Origin of the sequence: Exiguobacterium sp. s189 (assembly GCF_018617615.1) — a bacterium.
In the GTDB taxonomy this organism is placed as follows: domain Bacteria; phylum Bacillota; class Bacilli; order Exiguobacteriales; family Exiguobacteriaceae; genus Exiguobacterium; species Exiguobacterium aestuarii_A.
Map to the genome: position 1 here is coordinate 22,856 of NZ_JACSKM010000018.1, position 14,495 is coordinate 37,350.

16 protein-coding genes are annotated in these 14,495 nt (G+C 54.2%); all 16 read right to left on the reverse strand.

Features of this window, described 5'->3' with window-relative positions; translation table 11 throughout:
* The 16 genes from mobP2 to KNO99_RS14945 all read right to left on the reverse strand — a co-directional run bounded on the left by mobP2 (window position 1) and on the right by KNO99_RS14945 (window position 14,444).
* Window positions 1-1,155, reverse strand: coding sequence for a MobP2 family relaxase (gene mobP2 / locus KNO99_RS14870; protein ID WP_214749999.1), 1,155 nt, complete (start codon window positions 1,153-1,155; stop codon window positions 1-3).
* Window positions 1,148-1,399 carry a hypothetical protein gene (locus KNO99_RS14875; RefSeq protein ID WP_214701396.1) on the reverse strand — a complete coding sequence of 84 codons (252 nt, stop codon included), beginning with the start codon at window positions 1,397-1,399 and terminating at the stop codon, window positions 1,148-1,150. The genes mobP2 and KNO99_RS14875 overlap by 8 nt, the downstream gene beginning before the upstream one ends.
* 193 nt (window positions 1,400-1,592) lie before the next feature.
* Window positions 1,593-2,432 (reverse strand): hypothetical protein, encoded by an 840-nt coding sequence (locus KNO99_RS14880; protein ID WP_214750001.1) that lies wholly within the window; start codon window positions 2,430-2,432, stop codon window positions 1,593-1,595.
* Window positions 2,433-3,011, reverse strand: coding sequence for a hypothetical protein (locus KNO99_RS14885; RefSeq protein WP_214750003.1), 579 nt, complete (start codon window positions 3,009-3,011; stop codon window positions 2,433-2,435).
* Between the two features lie 30 nt (window positions 3,012-3,041).
* Window positions 3,042-4,148: a lysozyme family protein gene (locus tag KNO99_RS14890; RefSeq protein WP_214750005.1), complete on the reverse strand. Its 1,107-nt coding sequence runs from the start codon at window positions 4,146-4,148 to the stop codon at window positions 3,042-3,044.
* On the reverse strand, window positions 4,148-6,100 hold the full coding sequence (locus KNO99_RS14895; protein WP_214750007.1) for a VirB4 family type IV secretion system protein: 1,953 nt from the start codon (window positions 6,098-6,100) through the stop codon (window positions 4,148-4,150). Before KNO99_RS14895 ends, KNO99_RS14890 begins: the two co-directional genes overlap by 1 nt.
* 17 nt (window positions 6,101-6,117) lie before the next feature.
* Window positions 6,118-6,738 (reverse strand): hypothetical protein, encoded by a 621-nt coding sequence (locus KNO99_RS14900; RefSeq protein ID WP_214750009.1) that lies wholly within the window; start codon window positions 6,736-6,738, stop codon window positions 6,118-6,120.
* Between the two features lies 1 nt (window position 6,739).
* Window positions 6,740-7,039 (reverse strand): DUF5592 family protein, encoded by a 300-nt coding sequence (locus tag KNO99_RS14905; protein ID WP_029336108.1) that lies wholly within the window; start codon window positions 7,037-7,039, stop codon window positions 6,740-6,742.
* A gap of 6 nt (window positions 7,040-7,045) precedes the next feature.
* On the reverse strand, window positions 7,046-8,989 hold the full coding sequence (locus tag KNO99_RS14910; protein WP_214750011.1) for a pLS20_p028 family conjugation system transmembrane protein: 1,944 nt from the start codon (window positions 8,987-8,989) through the stop codon (window positions 7,046-7,048).
* Between the two features lie 20 nt (window positions 8,990-9,009).
* Window positions 9,010-9,417 carry a hypothetical protein gene (locus KNO99_RS14915; RefSeq protein WP_214750013.1) on the reverse strand — a complete coding sequence of 136 codons (408 nt, stop codon included), beginning with the start codon at window positions 9,415-9,417 and terminating at the stop codon, window positions 9,010-9,012.
* Between the two features lie 16 nt (window positions 9,418-9,433).
* Entirely contained in the window at window positions 9,434-9,676 is a 243-nt protein-coding gene (locus KNO99_RS14920) for a hypothetical protein (protein WP_024127790.1), read from the reverse strand.
* A 16-nt stretch (window positions 9,677-9,692) separates the two neighbouring features.
* Window positions 9,693-12,056: a VirD4-like conjugal transfer protein, CD1115 family gene (locus KNO99_RS14925; RefSeq protein ID WP_214750015.1), complete on the reverse strand. Its 2,364-nt coding sequence runs from the start codon at window positions 12,054-12,056 to the stop codon at window positions 9,693-9,695.
* Between the two features lie 14 nt (window positions 12,057-12,070).
* Window positions 12,071-13,171, reverse strand: a complete 1,101-nt coding sequence (locus KNO99_RS14930) for a hypothetical protein (RefSeq protein ID WP_214750017.1) — start codon at window positions 13,169-13,171, stop codon at window positions 12,071-12,073.
* Between the two features lie 66 nt (window positions 13,172-13,237).
* Window positions 13,238-13,462 carry a hypothetical protein gene (locus tag KNO99_RS14935; RefSeq protein ID WP_012390467.1) on the reverse strand — a complete coding sequence of 75 codons (225 nt, stop codon included), beginning with the start codon at window positions 13,460-13,462 and terminating at the stop codon, window positions 13,238-13,240.
* Between the two features lie 12 nt (window positions 13,463-13,474).
* Complete coding sequence (locus tag KNO99_RS14940; protein WP_021065836.1) at window positions 13,475-13,657, reverse strand: hypothetical protein; 183 nt, start codon at window positions 13,655-13,657, stop codon at window positions 13,475-13,477.
* Between the two features lie 298 nt (window positions 13,658-13,955).
* Window positions 13,956-14,444, reverse strand: coding sequence for a helix-turn-helix domain-containing protein (locus KNO99_RS14945; RefSeq protein ID WP_214750019.1), 489 nt, complete (start codon window positions 14,442-14,444; stop codon window positions 13,956-13,958).
* Window positions 14,445-14,495 lie beyond the last annotated feature (51 nt).

The window sequence follows — 14,495 nt, forward strand, 5'->3', positions numbered from 1 at the left end:
TCACTTTCCATATTCGATGTCTCGTTCCAGTTGTTCGAACGCGCGTTGATTCTTCAAATGTTCGAACTCGTCGTTCATGTGCCGCTCAATCCGGTAGAGTGATTCGTTGAAGATTTTTTGTTGGTTGAACGCACGGCGGACCGGATGTATAGGGGCTCCATTTTTCTCAAACTTCACCTGTTCTTTTGACAAGTCGCGCATTTCGGAGAGGATGGCATTCCCCATCCGGGTGTAGAGGTCCTGTCGCTTCGTCGTCCGGTACCGCTCGGCCTTCTCCGTGTCACCGTAGCTGCGACGATGGAACGACACCTCCTGCTCAAGCCGCTCGTTGAAGGTTTGAAACTCTGCTTTGAAGTGAATGTCGATATAGCGGTCGGTCAGACGGTCGAGCGATTCACGGAGCGGTTGCATCCCGTTCATGTTGTAGCGCCATTGACGTTTGTCTTCCGGCAACCGTTCATAGATGTCCTTGAACTGACGGACGAGGTCGGGATGCAGGACACGGTTCGGGAGCGTTTGGATCTTCCGGTTCCGTTTATGGGCGACCAACTCGTCTCGGATGAAGGCGTTCAGTTTCTCCTGTTCTTTTGTCCTGTCGGCGAGGGAATGGATGACCTTTGACTTCATCAGCTCGATCGATTTCGGTTTGCGTTTGCCACGCTCACGCATGTGGCTTGTCTCGACGATGGCGACATGCACGTGAATGTTGTCGGTGTTGTAATGCACGGCACTGGTCCAGTAGGCATGGACCATCTTCTCTTTTTGAAGCATCGAATCGACCGCGTTCCGTGTCGCCTGAATCAATCGCTTTTCGTCGACGAGGTCGTCGTGGAGCACGCCGATCTCGCGTAGCCAGGCGTTGTCGAACGAGATGACGTCCTGCCAGAGGATGCTCCCGTTCTCTTGCGCATGCTTGAAGATGTCGCGGACGGCGCGACGCTTTTCGTCGTTCAATCGGTCGTCCTCGCGCGTGAACAGGCCGCTCGATTTCGTCTCGTCGTCCATGTAATCATGGTACGTCTCGAACTGTTCGCGGCTATCTTTTGCGTCCGGTCGATTGATGTAGTCGAGGTACGTCGTGTAACGACGCGACTTCCTTTTCGTGCCCGACACCTTGAACTTCGACTTGATGACGACACCTGGTGTCTCACGCATCCTGCATCACCTCGTTCAACAATCGGGTCACTTCGGCGAGCTCGTCCGCGCTCCGCTTTAGATGGAGCGTGTTCGCCTCGAGTTGCCGTTCGAGTCGATCGACCTGCGTCGATTGGATACCGTTCGCGCACCAAGAAGCGAGAAGTTCTTTCAAATATTGTTGCCGGGAGCGGTTATGTTTCTTTGCCCATTCGTCAATCTGCTTCACGATGACGGGGTCAATGTCGCGGAGTAACAGATCCATCTGCTTGACCACCTTTCTAAAGGCTACATATTGCCGACGTTCTAAAAAACCGTTAAAAAGAGCATAAGGGGAAACTGCTATCACTTGTCGTGATAGCCCAGGCAGAGCCTGGGGTTTCCGTGATATCACCAAAATTCTAAAAACGGCACGAAATGTGCCAGTGAAATCAGCGATTTGGCACGAAATGTGCCACTTAAATCGATAGCTCCCGGAGCCGGACGCTCAACTTGTCGTGCTTTTCTTCGAGCGCTGTGACCGACTGTTCGAGCTTCTCGAGTTCCAGTATGAGCTCGTTATGCTTCCGGCCGAGGTCGAAGATTTCGTTCTCTTGTTCGACCTGTTCGTCGAGCGAAAGGTAGGGAAGTTCGCCTTCGAGCTCCTCTTTGTCAAGGTCGAGCCGCTTGATCTGTTGCCGTTGTGCTTCGACTGACTGCTGTGCTGTTTCCAAATGCCGTTCGGTCTCCGCGAGCTCGTCCTCGACGAATAGTCTCGTGAAAGTTGTCTCGCCAGATGAATTGTGACTCGCCTGTTCGATGGTCCGACGGTCGGTATAAAGTGACGTTAAAAGACCATCTTCTCGTTCCTCAGGTGTGAGTGCGTCGATTGATTGTGACTCATCCAATCCGTAAATCCGGACGGCCAGCTGGTCAAAGTCGTTCGGCACATCTTTCAATTCGAGCACGTACTGGTCGTTCCGTTCATAAAGAAAATCAACTTCCTTCTCAGAATCTGGACGTGCCTTATAGACGTAGCGGAAGAGATGGTCGTTTGTGTTACCTGGTACTTCATCGAGCGAGAGTCGGATGCGTATTGTCTTGGCCTCTGTATCGTAACTGGACGCGTGGAGCGTCACGCTCTCCCCGTTTAAGAGTCGGATTGGCTCGTTGATTGGCGTCTCATTGACCGGTTCCTCCTCGGCGAAGAAGAACGATGAGGTTCCGAAGAAGAGGAAACCGACGACAAAGAATACGCCGAGTCCGAGGTAGAACCGGGAGACGTTCTGGGTGAGACGTCGCCGCGTTTGTCGTCGCATCTAGATTCCTCCTTCCGGTGCCAGGTCTTCCATCTCGGTGACGACCAAACGTCCGTCGATGGACTCGAACGTCAGGGTCAACAGTTCTTGCGTCGTCTCCTCATAACCCGTCTCGGTGATCAACAGGTCCTGTTCGAACCGTACGAGACATTCTTCTCCGGAGACAGAAGGGAACACCTCGATGTCGCGGACCGTCGTCTCGAACGTGCCGACGTCACTGCCGTCAGCGGCGAAGAGTATGGCCGCGAGTTCCTCCGACATGACGTCTTTCGCCTGTCGTTTCTGGGTCGTGTAACTGTCTTTCGTGATGGTGAAGGCATACTCGACGAAGCGCGTCGCGCGTGTCGTCAGCTCCTCCATTCGTTCCGTCTCCGTCGAAGCGACGACTTGTTCGGTGTCCGCTGACGTATCCTCGGAGGTTGCCGATTCAAGGGAAGTGACGCTCTCATTTTTCATCTCACTAGGGTCTGAAGTACTCGTGACAGTCGTCACTTGTTGATAGAAAAAGGCGTTTGCCGCTAGTGAAATGAGAAGCAGTACCCCGAACAGATACGCGAGGTGACGTGCGGTGAAGTTCATTCCTCCTCCTCCTTTCCATACATCCATGACTCAAAATCCGAAGACCGGGGCGGGATCGATATGTCCGAACCATTCGCTCGTCTTGATCTCGAAATGCAAGTGGTTCCCGCTCGATCGACCGGTCGTGCCGCAGTAACCGAGCGCTTGCCCGGCGTCGATCTGTTGCCCGCTTTGGACGCCGAGACGACTCAGGTGCGCGTACGCCGTGATGTAATCGTCGTGCCGGACTTGGACGAGATTCCCGTACGGCCCCCGGTTCCCGCTATAGATGACGGTGCCACTCTTGACCGCGTGGATTGTGTCGGACTGGGTGCAACTGAAGTCGATCCCGGTGTGGTTGTCCCGTTGTCCGAAGACGATACGCCAGCCGAAACGCGATGTCACGTTGAGCGGGATGGCGAGCGGGGAACGTAACCCTGACAACAGCTCTTTCGTGATGACTCCGTCGGCGACGGCGACTGGCGCGAGGTATTTCAACACCGCGTCGACATACTCGATGTCGCCGTAACAGGCGCCGTGCTGAACCGCACTCGGACGATGACAGCGATAGATGCCGGTGTGTTTCACGCGCTGATACATCATCTGGGAGAACGAGATGGCGAGCTCTTTCGAGTATCGTCCGCCGTTCTCCTGGACATACTCGATAAAGCCGCCGCCGAAGTTGTAACTCTGTAACGTGAGCTGCACGTCCCGGTTCGCCCGTTCAAAGACGGACGCGAAATGCTCGACGCCATAGACGATGCTCTCCTCGGGGGAGGTGATGCAACCGATCTGTCCACACTTCGATTCGCTCGCCTGCATCGGGTCGTTCCCGCGTCCGCCGCTCTCCTGCATCATGAGCGCGAGCACGAGGTTCGTTTGGTCGGCCAGTCCGTGTTTCGTCAGTTCCGATTCGACCAAGCCCCGATATTGGAGCACCTGGTCGCTCACCTGTAGACCTCCTGCGGTATTGAACGTGACGTCGGTCGGTTGTTCGTTCTGGACACCCGTGAGCGTATCGAGGATCCCGACGACGAGGATGACCAGGAACAAGACGAGTGCCGCGATCCCGAGCAGGATGAGTCGCCACTTGAGCGTCGCAAGCTGCCATTTCGCCGTGACGGCGAAGCGGGCCGTTCGTTTCGCGGCCGCCCACATCAGGCACCTCCACCGAACAGGGCGAGCTCTTCAGGCGCGACGTCGACGTCAAAGATGAGGTTCTGCACGCCCGAGATGCTGAGGACGACGCGTCCCGTCTCGAGCGAGGGGATGATGCGCATCTCGGAGTTCGAGAGTTGTCCGTCGAACACCGTCTGGATGATCGGGATGCTTTCCGCGTCCTGTTCGCCGATGATCTTGTATTGCGTCAATTGGAAGAGAGACTTGACGTTCTCTGCGTTCTCGGACTTCGATCCGGCCGGCACGAAGTCGGTGATCAGATGCGACACGAAGAAGATGCCACCGAAATACTTGCGCGCCTCGCGCATGCAACGTTGCAGATATAGAATGGCCGGTTGCGCGATGTCGCGCGTGTTGATCAAGTGGTGCGCCTCGTCGATGACGATGAGGTACTTGCATGCCTCCTCGGTCTGGAGCACGCCTTGGTTATAGGCTTTCAGTTGACTCGAGCCGTTGGCGATCATCCCGTCCCACAGCATATTCATCAGTGAGAATACCTGCGCCTGAAACACCTCGTCCCGCAGGCTCGTCAGGTTTCGGAGCGGGAACGACACGATGAGCTCCTCGTCGAACCGGTCGATCGAGGAGTGTCCGTCGAAGATGTTGCCGTAGTTGTGGACGAGATTCGTGACCGCGAGCTCGATGTTCTCGAGACGCCGTACCCGGTTCGGACTAATGGCATCCTTGATCGAGGTGCGCGTATCGTCCGTGTAGAGCTCACGACGCACGAGGTGTAAGAAGTCGGAGAACGTCGGGTACCGGTGCGCCGGGTGCGTCGTGATTGGCAGCTCGCCCTGTTCGTCCCAGAGCTCGTGCCGGACGTACAGTTCCCGAAGCAGAATCTCGAACTCGTTCGTCTCTTCCTGCGTCGCCGCCGGGTTGATGTAGTGATAGAACACGGCCATCTTTGATAGATGCTGCATGAACGAGAGTGCCTCGTTGGCACTGCCGTCGTTATTCGTCACCGCCTTATAGACATGGAGCGGGTTGATGAGCCCGGCCGATCCGTCGAGTGCGATCTCTTTCCCGCCGAGCTGGCGCACGAGGTCCGAGAACTCGCCGGTGACGTCGAGGATGCGAATCTTGTTGCCTTTGATTGCCTGATCGAGCACCGTCTTCTTGAGGAGTGTCGACTTGCCGGAACCCATCTTGCCGATCATGAGCGCGTTGTAGAACTTGCGCTGTTTGTCCTTGTGGAACAGGTCGAAGATGACGCTCCCGTTCGTGTCGGTCGTCCCGTAATAGGTACCGGTCGCATCCTGGAGCGATGTGAAGTGGAACGGGTAGCCGCCGGCGATGGAGAGGGAAGGGATCTCTTTCCCACGGCGCCGGTTCGGGAGCTTTTGTTGCTGGTCATAGCTCGTGAACAGGCTCTGCCACTCCCATTCCTGTTCGTTCAGGAAGATCGTCGAGCGGAAGTTCCGGGCCTCGAGTTCTTCCATCACTTCCTGTACCTTCACCTCGAGCGCGTCGAGCGTCTTCGCCTTCACATAGAGGCGTAGATGCAGATACTTCATCGTCTCGCCTTGGGTGATCTGTTCATAGAGATCGTTCAGTTCTTTATACGTCTCTCGAGCGTCGATGCGGTCGATGTTGTCCTTCGCATTCTCGAAGCGCGTGTTCTGTTCGGCCATCGACTTGTTGATGGTCTGGATGATCTCGCGCTTGTCGGCCGTCCCGATGTCGAGCGTCGTCAAAATGCCCGGCATGTTCAGGATCGGTTCGAGCCAGTAGTCGTAGACGAGCGACTGATATTTATAGACATGGAGGCACGACAGATAGCCGTCCCCAAGCCGGATAAAGTTGGCGTCGAACTTAATGCCGCCCTGCGGCTGGATTTTGGCGATGACGTCGGGATTGTAGCCTTTCTCGATCTTGACGGTCTCCGGGTCCTGGTGTCTGGACAATTTGTCACGCAGGCGCTGCCACATGCGCGTCACTCCTTTCTTCAGGCGTCGAGTTGCGGTTTCGTGTTCGGGTTGTTCAATTGATAGAGCACATGGACTTTCTGGTCGAGCGTCAGCTCGCGCATCGGGTTCGAGCGGCGAAGCAGTTTATAGAGGTGCGTCTTCCGCTCACGTAGCGTCCGCTCGTCGTCGGCATAAAAAAAGAGGAGATAATCGCGATTGGTGCGATGCTCCTCGAGGTATTCGAGCTCCTGCTTCTTTTTGAGTAAAAAGGGCAGGTAGGCCGGCGTCTGATTTTGTCGAATCTGTCGTTCGATGCTGAGCTTCTGCCGCTCGAGACTGAGCGGTGTGTTCAGTGGCACGACCTTGAGCGGGTGCGTGTACGCTTGCAGAAGATAGGCGAGCGAGAACACATCATGGTCTTTTTCCTCCTCATTCAAGGAGTAGATGTCCTTTGAGGTGAGCTGGATCATGTCGAGATAGGTCCCGTCGCGCATCTCGAACGCCTCGGTCCCGGTGATGTCGACGACTGGCATCAGTTCGGCGACCGTCGGTTTGACGACGACCTTATCTTTGACCTTCCGTTTCTCGACCACGTCCTGTTCGTCAAACCAGGTGCCCGTGCGTCTCGGTTCTTGTAGCGACTCCTCGATGAAAGTCATCTCAGTCACGTCCTTTCGTGTGCGCGTCGAGCGCGAGATAGGTGTCTTTCCGTTTGATGAGCGCGTAATAGAGCGCGTGGACCATCCGCTTCTGCGGGTTCGTCGCCGGTCTGAGCACCATGAACAGACCGAAGACGACGAGAAAGACCGTGAACGGGATGTGCAGCACCGACGGGATGAACGGGAGCGTCACGAGTCGGAGCACGATGAGCCCGACGAGGAACAGGAAGTCGTGCAGATAGAGCATCTTGTTGATTTTCAGTTCGGTCGTGACCTCGTTCGGGATCCGGTATTTACGCATGGATCATCACTCCTTTTTCTTCGTGTTGTCAGGTTTAGGCGGCGAAGTTGGATAGATCCGTCGTGACTCTTCATGGTGCTGGCTATGACGATGCGTCTGATTCTCACGCACCTGTTCGATGATCTCGGTCTCGACGTCGAGCACGGTGTCCTGATGGATGGTCCGCCGGGTTCGTGCTTGGCGTTTCTCTGTTGACGCATCATTCGAATCCGTCGTAGAGAACGAAGACGAGTCGCCTGAAGGTGGTACCACATGAGGTGTCGGTGTCGTCACGTCATTTCTGTCTACTGATTCATCGTGACGATGGCCTGGTCCGGATGTAGTATCGGTGGACCCGGTGACCGATTCGAGAGTCGACGAAGCCGGGATTGGAGAATGACCAGAGCTTGAATGATCGTGAATCGATTCCGGTCTTGGTGTCTCCGATGACGTGGTTGGATGGTCGGGTCCACGTTCGGCATTTGATTCAGAGTTCGTCGCATGAATCGATTCGGGAGACTGGCGGCCCGACGCTTCGTTCACATATGGAGAACTGTTTCCTTCAAGCTTAGATTCTTGCCCACTGTCCTTCGGATTTTTCGGTTTCTCTTTGTCGGTCTGCGTGCGACTTGCGGTTTGGTTCTCCTGAGCGACATTGTCTGGATCAATGTGTCTCTTGGCGTCCATCCGTTGTGAATCTTGTGTCGCCACATTAAGCGGTGAACTATTCTGAGGCACGGTGTTTGAATCCATCCGCGTCGTCGCGGCCTCATGGAGGGATGGCATCTTCGGTGCGCCTTGTGTGGCACGCGCGACCTTCGAGACAGCGTGGGCACCGGCCGAGGTCACGCCTTTCCCGGCGGCATAGGCGCCGAGGGCGACACCCCAGCCCCGTTTGAGCCCGGCATCAATCCCGAACAGCCGCTCGACCATGTTCGGTCCGTCGATCAATGCGACCGAGAAGGCGATAAGGGCGATCAGATAGGCGAAACCGTTCAACGTCTCTGCGAGATAGGCGGTCCCGATCGTGTACAGTTTAATCGAAACGAAGATCAGGATAATCACGAGGAACGTGTTCAAAATGCTTTGGATGACCTTCTTCGTCTTTTGACCACTGTGAAGATCGGCCGGTGCGATGAGAATCGCCAGGACATAGTTGAAGGCAAGCTCGAACGACAGACGCGCCAGTTTGTAGGCAATCGAGAACAACGTGAAGCCCATGATCCCGAGTGTCACGAAGATGGTCAACCAGTTCGGCTGATAGCGGTAGTAGTATTGGTTGTTCCATTCGACGCCACCTTGGTCGAGTTTCGAGGTTCCCATCGTTTCACCATTCCAGGTTAGTTTAGACTGAGAGATTTGTTCGCCAGTACTTCCCAAGCGAAATTCATTACTATCGAATACCTCGTTGATGTCGATATTTCGTAAATGACTTTGAGGCAGAGAGTTCAAAGCCTCACCTTCCAAACCGGAAAAATCGTTTCGGTCATACTCAATCAAATCATGAATGTTTTCTCGTAAAATCTGATTTGATATCGATTCACCGGAATAGTTTTCGCCAGAGTTTTGAGTTGTGAAATCAATTGCAGTATCACTGAATTCACTTACTTGCGTCATCGTTGGAGATAATAGTCCGAGAATGAGCAACGTGATAAACAGATTGATTAAAAATCCTTCCCGATCAAATTTCTTTTGAAAAATGATGAGGTAACCCGTGAATAGGAAGCTAGCAGCTAAAAGAACGTACAAAAAAGGTTGAATCGTAGAAACGAATTCAACCACTTGAGAGTTATTAAAAAATGTTTTAGTTAGTAATATGCTGTCAGTCACTTTTTCAAGTCCATCAATTAATACTGCTAAGCCACGTATTAAAATCCAACCCATTGAGCGGAGGGCATCCAGTACCAATGTACTGAGACTAAGGATATCAGTGAACTCTTGTAGCTTGTTTACGACTTCGTTATCACCCATAGAATCCCTCCATTCAGAGGCTATTTAATGAAGTTAGTGACTTGATCCTTTAATTCATCTTCTGTAAGGGCAGATACATTTAATTCACGACTGATTTCACCGTCAGTCATCTCGTACAATCTGCCACCTTTAAGTTCAGGATGTTCTTGGGTAGAACGTTCTTCAAAATCTTCCCCATTAGGCTGAAACGGATTGAATAAGAGAACGTCTTTCTTTTTTTCCGTGGCGACTTCCCGCACAGTATCAACGTAAGCCCCTTCATTACCTTGACTATCGCTGTCTACAAGAACGTATGCACTTTCTTGGCCAGTTTTAATATCTGCAATTTCTTCAACAGAAGTCGTAGAAAGATAATTCGAACTTTCGGCACCACACGATGCTAAAAGTAACGCACTTCCGAGTAGGACACCAATCAAGATTTTCCTCATAACGTTTACCCCTCCGTCAGACGATTTTCCCCTTTAGTAGATCCGCGATTTTCAGGTTGACGCGGAAGTCGAACTTATCTATTAGTGTAACAGTTTTTGGGGTGTCTGAGGTGTCGTCCTGATAGACGGTCAGAAAGCCGTCGGTCGTCTGGATATTGAGCACGTCGCCCCGTTCGAGGCGAACGCGCTGCGTCTCGATGATCCTCGCGACGACACGCAATTCGTTCTGGATTCGCTTCTCTCTCGCACTCTCGGCCATGGGTTCGGCCTCCTCTCTACGGTGTGCCTTGCTTCAGTTTCTCGAGTCGCTTCGCGATCATCGTGCTCAAAAAGCTCTTCTGGCTGTCGGTGACGTCGTAAATTCCTAGGTTCAGGTTCGTCTCGAACTCAGGGAGGGACATCCCGCCGATGTCATGCCCTTCGAACATGGAGCGGAGGATGCTGTCCTGCAACACATCTCGTACCTTCAAGGACTTATCTTCCTGATTCGATGGAATATTGATATCCGTTTCGTCTTCTTGCTTCGCGAAATGGATACGGATCTGTTCGAAGTCGAGACCGGCGTGACGGCATGGGATGTCGATGTCATGCAGGGAGCGGTCCGTGTCGAAGTCGTCCGCCAGGTATTCGTAGCGGTACTTCATCGCCGTCTTGCCGGTTAGGAAGATGGGATACGACTGGATACGCCGTTTCTTCGTATCTTGACGCTTGATGACACGGATGATGAGCATCTCGCCCTCTTTGAGTCCCATGACCTCGGTCGCCGTCATGAGCCGGCGACCGTCCACGTTCTCCGTCTTCGATTTCTTGAGCGAGAACGTCTGCCCGGACCGCGATTTCGTGACGATGGTCGCCTCACCGAGCTTCTTCGAGATCAGTTCGGCGGTCGACTCGTCCGCGGTCAACAGATAGTGCGTGTTCCCACAGTTGCCGTCAATCGTCTTCCAGTCCTCTCCGTATAGGTTCTCGAGTTGGGAGTAAGCCTGGATGACGAGGTTGAAGCGCATGTTCCGGCCGAGACAGACGGTGATGATGTTGGCCATGCCCTCGATCGGCGGCATATTGCCGAACTCATCGAGAAGGAAGACGACCTGGCGCTCGCATTTACCTTGTTTCGTCTGCGAGGCGACCCGGGCGAGCGCCGTGTATACCTGTTTGATGTAGAGCGACGCGATGACGTTGAAGGTCGGGTCATAGTCTGGGACGATGAGGAACACCGCCACAGGACGGAGCTGATGCATCACCTCACGAATCTGGATCATCCCGTCGATTGCGTAGTGGAACCGTCCACTCTCCTTGTCATGCGCTTCCAGCTGGATTGTCGCAGTGTTTGAGTCGGTTGAGATCTGAATGACGTCCCCAATTTGAAGTGATGATGCGTGGTATACGATGAAGCTGCCGTCGTCGTCCGTCGTGAGCGCATGGGTCGTCCCATCGGGGAATGTGAACGTGAGTCGTTTCAGTGGCTCGGCCCGTCCACTGATCCAGCGGTTGAAGCCGATGCGTCGCATGTCGAGCGAGTTCATCGACGTCAGCTTCCCGGTCCCGTTCAACGTGAAGATCCCGAGTTTCGCATTCGTATTGGCCAAAATACTCGCCCGGGTCTGGCCACCCGAGAAGTGGAGCGTCGCGAACTGGAGCCGGGCGGGATGGTTCTCCGAGAATCGCTGAAAGAACTCATCGAGCGCGGAGATCTCCTGTCCTTGTCGCGTCACGACCGTCCGCGACCCGAGGTCCGAGAGCATGAGGGCCACGTTGTACATGTTGATCTTCTCTGGTGTATCTTTCGCCTCCTCACAGAGCCCGAGGATGAGCGCCGTGCACAGGTCGATCGATGAGTTGGCCCAGAACGGGTCCCGCGCCTTCGGGTCATGGTACAACATGAACGCGACCGAACGCGCATACTGTTGGGCGAGCGAGTAGTTCTCTTCTAAAAACGCGTCGATCGTCAGTTGCAACAGGTTGTATGACATCGATTGGAGCGGGTTCATCAGGTTTAACACCTCGACCTGATAGCCGCGTTGCTCGAGTGTTTCCTTCGAGGCGGCGAAGAGCTCACCTTTCGGGTCGTTGATGATCAGACTCGCCTGATCACTCGCCCGGCTGTACAGATCGATCGTCGAGAAGACGAACGTCTCGCCTTTGCCGGATCGGGTCGTACCGATGACGAGGTTGTTGACGGGCGAGTCATCGATGAACAGCTCGTTCTTGACCCGTCCGACGGGGACACCGCCCAATCCGTCATACCGTTTCTTCCGGTCGGGGACGCGACGGTACTGTTGCTTCAATTCATCGAATGAGGTGAAGCGGGCGCTCCCTTTCTGATTTTCTCGCAGATCCCGGAAGTTCAGCCATACCTTGCCGAACACGACCAGTCCGATGAACAGACTGAACGCGATCAGTCCGAGCAAGACGATCGAAGAGGGAAGACTCACCTCCAAGAACAAGGCGGGTGAGAGCGTCGGAATCGTCGCCCCGGCCAACAGCCCTTCTTTTACTATCGGGGTCATGATTTGTCGAATGATGTTGTAGATCCCGTTCAGCAGATAAAAAATCCCGACCGGCAGCACCATTAGGCAGAACAGGGCGAGGAAGATCAGACGTATCGGGAATCGTGGTGACAGAGACTGAGTTCTCAATTATTTCACCTACCTTAATCTGAATAAAGAATTGTATCTAGATTAACTTCTTCTGCAGCGATAGCGGCTTGAATTTTCTCACGGGCCGAAGTGTCCTTGCTAGAGGTTTTCTTCAGTTTCTCGTTCAGTTTGTCGATTGCGGCCATGCTGTCTTGATAGTTGTCCACTTTTTCTTGTACGGCAGTGTCGTTCGTCTTAGACGCCCACCCATTTGCGGACTCGATGTCGCCGAGATAGAGATAGGCGGTCACTTTCGCGGAGACGCGGGGAGCGGTCCACTCCACGTTATCCATCTTGGCCACGGTCTCATGATCCCGTTCCAATGCAGCAAGATCGAACGTGCCCTCATCGGTCGGATGTGACGCTTGGAAGTCCTGGAGACGTTCCAATCTCTCCTGATCGGCTAGATTGAGGCCAGCCAGCTTCGTTTCGATCAGGATGGGGTCATCCGTGAGCTCGAGCGCTTTCTGATCTTCTCCTTCCGCAAGATAAAGGTCGACCAATAAGGCATTCTCTTCCTCGGACCGGTCTTTCCGTTCCAGTAAAGCGATGAGCGAGGATTCCTCACCTTGGAGCGCCTGGTCGTAGGCGTCTAACCATGTTTCTTCTCCACCGGTCACTTGTTCGGCGTGCGTTTCTTTATCGATGAACCATTGCGCGGCAGTGAACAGGGAGGTGAATAGAATCCCGACTGTGGCCGCCCCGTAGATGAGGCGGCGTTGCAAGCGAGTCAGCCGTGACTGATAGGTCGACGAGACGATTGTGATTTGTTTAACGGATTGGCGCTTATAGTGGTCCGGTGTCTCGGACTCGATTTCGTCGAGGATCCATAGTTTCTTCGCGTTATCCTCTTTCTTCGTCCGGATCCGTAGTACCCGATCTTTCACCTGATGATACAGGTTCGGATACGTTCCTTCGGACCCGAACGTGAACGTCCCTCGATAGAGCAACTCGTCTTTCTGATCGAAGAGCCGGAAGTCACCGGAACAGCTCGTCCCTTCGCTACTGAGCGCATGATGCAGGTCATGTGTCGCGACGACGGCCTCGGCGAAAGTAAACCGCTCATAGTTCTGGATTCGTGTGTCCGGCACGTCGGTGAATCGTACAAACAGCATCTCGTTCCTCCTCTCGTTTCAAGCAACAAAAAAAGCCTTCCGATTGGAACGCTGTGTGCGTCTGCATTAGAATTTGATGTTCTGGTCGACCATCTCGGCGAGCGTGAACGCGCCCATGACGATGATCAGGCCGACGGCGCCCCCGACGAGCCAACCGACCGCCTTCGAGCGGCCCCGATCCCCGCCGAAGATGAAGTAGAAGCCCCCGATCGCGAAGGCGATGGCCGCGGCGATGACGGCGAGTCCCTGGAAGAACTGAAGCAAGCTGAGCCCTGTCTCATTGAGTCCCATGTCGTTCCCTCCTTAGTCCTGGTGCGCCGGCGACTTGAAGCTGAGCTTCGCCTCGAGTGCCTCCAAAATGAGTTCCTGGTTGTCCTGGATGACCTGTTGATGCTGTTCGTCGAGCCACTCCTCATAGTCCTTCCCACGGATGCGTAAGAGTTTCTCGGCGAAGCTACGGTTCTGTTTCTGTTCTTTTGATGCCACGGTACACACTTCCTTCCCTTGATCTCGTGATGTGCAGCAGCACATCATTAAGGACAGTCGGATTCGGTGCGGTGGGTTTTTAGCCGTTCCCCCACGAACTCTGCTCCTCATGAATCGAAGGAACTGTACAGGGTTTTTCGATGACCCGGAACGATGTAGTGACCTTGTGGCGAGTTTTAGGCGACTCTCGCCGAACCATCTGTGCGTAGATCCCGCCCACCCGGTCACTGGTGAGGGACACGCCGGTATGTGATTGGATTGGACCATCCTTAAGGATGTGCTGCTGCGTCGTTGTCGGTTACTGGCGGACTCGTTTTCGCTTCTTGACGTGGATGAGCTCGTCGTTCGGATTCTTGCGTTTCGCGAGCACGTGAGCGTCATAGACGACCGTGCGGATCCGGTAATAGAGTTGCGTCAGCTGGACCGCCTCACCGCTCGCCTTTTCGATGCCGATGAAGCCATGTAATTCATACGTCTTCCCGTCGAACGTACGAACCGAGTCGGCCTGCGGCAACTCCTTCAGGTCGAATCGACGTCGCTCGAGCTTGGTGACGGAGCGCTTCGTCACGTAGCCGAAGTCGATGGTGTCCCACGGCACCGTCGCGAGCGTGTGTCCGAACGCACGGGCCAGATGATCGATGTCCGCGATCGATGGCACCGAGCGGTTTTGTTCATACTGGCTGATAGCGGGCTGTGAAATCTCTCCAAATGTCTTCTCTGATAATTCAACCTGTGACCAGCCTGAGAGGCGGCGGTTCTCCTTCAACCACTCCCCGAATCGATACATAAGCCTTCCCCTTTCTGTAAACCAGAGCGGCGACCAAACAGATGTTTCCTT

Bases quoted from the DNA above. Each gene is read 5' to 3' on its own strand.
- KNO99_RS14935 (WP_012390467.1), bottom strand. From the start codon at position 13,462: ATGGGACTCAATGAGACAGGGCTCAGCTTGCTTCAGTTCTTCCAGGGA.
- mobP2 (WP_214749999.1), bottom strand. From the start codon at position 1,155: ATGCGTGAGACACCAGGTGTCGTCATCAAGTCGAAGTTCAAGGTGTCG.
- KNO99_RS14890 (WP_214750005.1), bottom strand. From the start codon at position 4,148: ATGTGGGCGGCCGCGAAACGAACGGCCCGCTTCGCCGTCACGGCGAAA.
- KNO99_RS14885 (WP_214750003.1), bottom strand. From the start codon at position 3,011: ATGAACTTCACCGCACGTCACCTCGCGTATCTGTTCGGGGTACTGCTT.
- KNO99_RS14900 (WP_214750009.1), bottom strand. From the start codon at position 6,738: ATGACTTTCATCGAGGAGTCGCTACAAGAACCGAGACGCACGGGCACC.
- KNO99_RS14915 (WP_214750013.1), bottom strand. From the start codon at position 9,417: ATGAGGAAAATCTTGATTGGTGTCCTACTCGGAAGTGCGTTACTTTTA.
- KNO99_RS14880 (WP_214750001.1), bottom strand. From the start codon at position 2,432: ATGCGACGACAAACGCGGCGACGTCTCACCCAGAACGTCTCCCGGTTC.
- KNO99_RS14930 (WP_214750017.1), bottom strand. From the start codon at position 13,171: ATGCTGTTTGTACGATTCACCGACGTGCCGGACACACGAATCCAGAAC.
- KNO99_RS14945 (WP_214750019.1), bottom strand. From the start codon at position 14,444: ATGTATCGATTCGGGGAGTGGTTGAAGGAGAACCGCCGCCTCTCAGGC.
- KNO99_RS14920 (WP_024127790.1), bottom strand. From the start codon at position 9,676: ATGGCCGAGAGTGCGAGAGAGAAGCGAATCCAGAACGAATTGCGTGTC.
- KNO99_RS14905 (WP_029336108.1), bottom strand. From the start codon at position 7,039: ATGCGTAAATACCGGATCCCGAACGAGGTCACGACCGAACTGAAAATC.
- KNO99_RS14895 (WP_214750007.1), bottom strand. From the start codon at position 6,100: ATGTGGCAGCGCCTGCGTGACAAATTGTCCAGACACCAGGACCCGGAG.
- KNO99_RS14875 (WP_214701396.1), bottom strand. From the start codon at position 1,399: ATGGATCTGTTACTCCGCGACATTGACCCCGTCATCGTGAAGCAGATT.
- KNO99_RS14910 (WP_214750011.1), bottom strand. From the start codon at position 8,989: ATGGGTGATAACGAAGTCGTAAACAAGCTACAAGAGTTCACTGATATC.